At 31.6% G+C, this 4,627-nt stretch carries 5 protein-coding genes; 2 read left to right on the forward strand and 3 right to left on the reverse strand.

Translation table 11 applies throughout. From position 1 onward, the window contains the following. Positions 1-161: 161 nt before the first annotated feature. The 3 genes from panF to ACMOUI_RS04640 are packed head-to-tail and all read right to left on the reverse strand — an operon-like array spanning position 162 to position 3,124. Positions 162-1,610, reverse strand: a complete 1,449-nt coding sequence (gene panF / locus ACMOUI_RS04630) for a sodium/pantothenate symporter (RefSeq protein ID WP_418964566.1) — start codon at positions 1,608-1,610, stop codon at positions 162-164. A gap of 8 nt (positions 1,611-1,618) precedes the next feature. After that, positions 1,619-1,852 carry a YhdT family protein gene (locus tag ACMOUI_RS04635; RefSeq protein ID WP_418964567.1) on the reverse strand — a complete coding sequence of 78 codons (234 nt, stop codon included), beginning with the start codon at positions 1,850-1,852 and terminating at the stop codon, positions 1,619-1,621. Positions 1,853-1,912: 60 nt separating this feature from the next. Further along, positions 1,913-3,124: an FprA family A-type flavoprotein gene (locus ACMOUI_RS04640; RefSeq protein ID WP_418964568.1), complete on the reverse strand. Its 1,212-nt coding sequence runs from the start codon at positions 3,122-3,124 to the stop codon at positions 1,913-1,915. 259 nt (positions 3,125-3,383) lie between these two features. On the opposite strand from ACMOUI_RS04640, the gene lgt reads away from it, so the two are divergent. Continuing rightward, positions 3,384-4,256, forward strand: coding sequence for a prolipoprotein diacylglyceryl transferase (gene lgt / locus ACMOUI_RS04645; RefSeq protein ID WP_418964569.1), 873 nt, complete (start codon positions 3,384-3,386; stop codon positions 4,254-4,256). Further along, a partial coding sequence (locus ACMOUI_RS04650) for an META domain-containing protein (protein WP_418964570.1) occupies positions 4,256-4,627 on the forward strand: 372 nt, incomplete at its 3' end. The genes lgt and ACMOUI_RS04650, both read left to right, overlap by 1 nt.

Here is a 4,627-nt window from a genome sequence, read left to right on the forward strand (position 1 = left end):
AAATCCAGAAGTAAAAGATAGTGAAAAAATTAGTGAATTTATTAAATTTTTAAAATCTGATTTTTTAAGAGAAAGAATAGAAAATCTAACTGGATACGGATTAAATAGACCAGGGGAGATAGTAGAAATAAAATGCTCGAGGTAATTACTCGAGCATTTTTTTAAAGGTTAAAAAATATATCAATAGTTTCATCATCAGGTTTTTCACCAAAAAGAGATCCTAGAATAAAGACTATTAAACTCATAGCAATAACAGGGACAATTTGGTGAAGACCAGAAAAAGTAATTTTAAAAACAGAGAAATATATATATGATGCCACTCCAAAAATCATAGATGATACCGCTCCAAGAGCATTGGCTCTTTTCCAATAAAGCCCCATAATAATAGGACAAAAAAATGCAGCTTCTTGACCAGCGAGAGCAAAAAGATTTATCCAAACTAAAAGCTCTGGAGGATCAAGAGATAAAAGGAAAACAATTATTCCTATAAATAAAGATGTAAATAGTGATAATTTTTTAATTTTTTTATCTCCAGGGTTGGGATTGATATAGTTGATATACAAATCTTTAACAATTGTTGCAGATGATAGAATTAAAAAAGAATCAACAGTGGACATAATAGCTGCAAGAGGTCCACCGATAAATACACCAGCTAATATAGGATGTAACTTTGAGATAGCTAAAGTTGGAATAATTTTATCTCCAATAGTTATTCCAGGCAGAATAGCTACGCCCATAACTCCAATTAGATGCATAATAAGCATTAAAATACCAACAACAGATGTACCTATAATCATGGCATTGTGCATAGACTTACTATCTCTAAATCCCATACATCTCACAGAGGTAGCTGGAAGTCCAAGAATAGCAACTCCAACCAACATCCAAAATGAAAGAATAAAGGGTTTTGCTATAGCTCCTCCAGAGTCAGGAGTTAAAAGAGCGGGATTCGTTTGTTCAATAGTTCTCATTATATTCTCCATTCCTCCACCAGCTTTTAAAAGCGTAAAGAATAGAATCCCCGACGCGATTAGCATCACCCCACCCTGTATAGCATCTGTTAGAGCTACGGCCCTAAAGCCACCAATGGTAGTATAAGTAATTATTACAAAGGAAAAAATAACCAAACCTACAATATATGGAAGACCAGTGACACTTTCAAAAAGTCTAGCTCCTCCCACAAAGTTGGCAACCACCGTTCCTATAAAGAAAACCAACATAATAACAGAACCTAAAATAACGACAATATCATTCTTATATCTAGCTCTAAGTAGATCAGTAATGGTAAGTCCACCTATTTTCCGAGAGATTATAGCTAAACGCTTTCCCAGAATACCAAGAGTTAAAAAAGCTGTGGGAGTTTGGATACATGCCAATAAAACCCAGCCCAGTCCAAGTTTATACGCAACTCCAGGACCACCTATAAAGGAGCTAGCACCAATATAAGTAGCTATAATAGTCATAGCAAGAACAAATCCACCCATATTTCTACTTCCGATAAAGTATTCCTCCATAAAATCAACACTGCCACTATTTTTGATTTTATTAACTTTCCAAGCTACACCTAACATTAAAAAAAGATATAAAATAATTGGTAAAAGTATAAGCATTAGTCCTCCTAATCTAAATCAATATCTTTAAAAAAGAATTTAACTGCTATAAAAACCAGTATATTTATAACAACCAATCCTAAAACACATGAATAAAAAAACCAACTGGGTAATCCAAAAATAAATTTATGAGTATCTACTTTATAAATATATGCAAAATAGTACCACCAGCAAAAATAGAAAAGATATAAAATACAAGTAATAATAGCTTCTTTATTGATCTGTTTAATATTTTTTTTCATAAAAACCTCCTCAACGTAAAAAAAGAGAGCAGATTATGCTCTCTTTAGAGTGTTAGAATATTATTGTCTTTCACTTTTTAGCTTTTCAGCCATAGCTTTAGCAATATTTTCTAATTTTCTTTGATCCTCTGGAGTTGGTTCTCCTTTAGCTTCAACAGCGTCAGCGATAACTTCTAAACCAGGAAGTGCATCAGCAAAAGCTTGTATTCCTCTTACTCCACCACCGCTCCATAGCATGTTTCCGAAAATTCCAAGATATCTATTTTTTAAACCATAATTTCTTAATTTATGTAAAAGTCCTTGTAAAACAGGATAAACATCATTATTATGAGCTGCAGATCCAATAATAAGCCCTTTATATTTCCAAATATCGCTAATAATATAAGAGTGATCAGTTTTAGAAGCATCGTATATTTTTATATTTTTAATTCCATTCCAAGCAAGTTCTCTAGCTATAACATTTGCCATCTTTGCAGTTGTTCCATATAGAGTACCATAAACGATAACAACTCCCTCTTCCTCTGGAGTGAAGCTTGCCCAGTTAGCAAAATGATTGATAACTACAGAGATATCTTTTCTCCATAAAATTCCATGTGAAGGACAGATATATTTTATTTCAAGTCCACCTAATTTATTAATAGCATTTAAAACTTGAGGTCCATATTTTCCAACAATATTAGAATAATATCTTCTCATTTCATCCTCATAGAAAGAGAAATTGATCTCATCATCAAAAATTCCTCCATCTAAAGTTCCAAAACTTCCAAATGCGTCATTAGAAAATAAAATCTTATCAGTCATATCGTATGTAACCATTGATTCAGGCCAGTGAACCATAGGAACCATAGCAAAAGTTAATGTGTGATGACCTAAACTTAATTGATCTCCCTCTTTTATACAGATAAATTTTGATTCATCAAAATCAGGTATAAAAGCCTTTATCATTTTTAATGTGATTACATTACCGATAAGTTTAGCTTTAGGGAAGTGAGCCATAACCTCTCCTAAAGAACCAGAGTGGTCAGGTTCCATATGATTAACCACAATATAATCAAGAGGTTTTCCCTTTAAAATTCCATTTATTTTTTCAATAAATAACCCAGCAGTTGAAAAATCAACTGTATCGATAATACAAGTTTTTTCATCGTTTATTAAATATGAGTTATAGGCAACACCTTGCGGTAATGGCAAATAATTTTCAAATCTTTCAGTTTTTCTATCGTTAGTTCCAATCCAGAAAACTTTTTCTGTAATAGGCGCATGATAATGCATATTTTCCTCCTTAGATATTTTTATATTATATATTAACTGACTATATTTTAATCTAAAATGCTTAAAAATTCAACTATATTTGCAAAAATAAACAATAATTAAATATAGGTTAACAAAAACTATACAAAAAAAATATAAAAAGTACATTGCTTTGTTAAAATAATGTAGAAAATAATAAAAAAAGTTTTACGAAAATTCCAAGTGGTGATATAATCAAATTGAAGTTAGATACAGAAAATAACAAATAGGGAGATTTTATATGAATCCAATATTTTTACAAATAGGTAGTTTTAAAGTGAGTTATTATGGATTATGCTATGCAATAGCATTTTTTATAGGAATAGAACTTTTAAAAAAAGAGGCTAATAAAAAAGGAATCGCAAAGGATGTGATAGAGGATTATGCTTTTGTGGCAATGTTATCAGGTCTTTTAGGTGGTAGATTATACTATGTACTGTTTAACTATAGCTACTACTTTTCTCACCCACAGGATATAATAGCTGTTTGGAAAGGGGGAATGGCTATACATGGTGGAATATTGGGAGGTTTTATAGGAACCTTAATATATGCCCATAGAAAGAGATTAAATCCCTTTTTATTGGGAGATATGGTAGCTCCACTGCTACTTTTGGGACAGGGTATAGGGAGATTTGGAAATCTAGCTAATGGAGAGGTTCATGGAGTTCCTACATTTACACCATTAAAAGTCATTTTCAATTTAAAACCTAGTTTTTATCAGTGGTATGATAGCTATAATTTGATGAGCTTAGCTGAGAAAGCTCAGTATAAAGAGCTAGTTCCTTGGGGATTGGTATTTCCAATATCCTCTCCAGCAGGAAGTGAATTCCCAAATTTGCCACTTCATCCAGCAATGCTCTATGAAGCAGCACTTAATTTTATAGGTTTTTTATTTTTATATTTTTTTATGAGAAAAAGAAATTATGCCACGGGAACAATCTGGTGGGCATACATAATAATTTACAGTATAAATCGTATAATTGTAAGTTTCTTTAGAGCTGAAGATTTGATGTTGTATGGGTTTAGAGCCCCTCATGTTGTAAGTTTTATAATGTTGTTGATAGCGACAATAATTATAATAGTTATTAATAAAAAATCAGGGAGTGATAGATAATGAAGAGAATATTGGGAGTACTGTTAATGATTTCAGTTTTATTTGGAGGGTGCTCAAGTTTAACCGCAAAGAATAAAAGATTGGTGGGAAGAGAGTATATTTTGATTCAAGAAAACTCCATTCCAAATGTGCTGATAGGTTTTGACGAACATAATTTTTATGGATTTTCTGGGTTAAATAATTATTTTGGAAGATATGAGAAAAAAGGAAATAAGATAAAATTAGAAAAACTAGGTTCAACTTTAATGGCTGGTTCTGATAAAGTGATGAAAATGGAATCAGAATATTTAGAGAAGCTAGATACGGTTCAAACATTCACAGTGCAGGATGATATGTTAATTTTTACTTTACAGGATGGATCAACTTTACAA

Origin of the sequence: Cetobacterium sp., from assembly GCF_048470075.1 — a bacterium.
Taxonomy (GTDB): domain Bacteria; phylum Fusobacteriota; class Fusobacteriia; order Fusobacteriales; family Fusobacteriaceae; genus Cetobacterium_A.

Coding starts and splice junctions, on each gene's coding strand:
- lgt (WP_418964569.1), top strand. CDS start 3,384: ATGAATCCAATATTTTTACAAATAGGTAGTTTTAAAGTGAGTTATTAT.
- ACMOUI_RS04640 (WP_418964568.1), bottom strand. CDS start 3,124: ATGCATTATCATGCGCCTATTACAGAAAAAGTTTTCTGGATTGGAACT.
- panF (WP_418964566.1), bottom strand. CDS start 1,610: ATGCTTATACTTTTACCAATTATTTTATATCTTTTTTTAATGTTAGGT.
- ACMOUI_RS04635 (WP_418964567.1), bottom strand. CDS start 1,852: ATGAAAAAAAATATTAAACAGATCAATAAAGAAGCTATTATTACTTGT.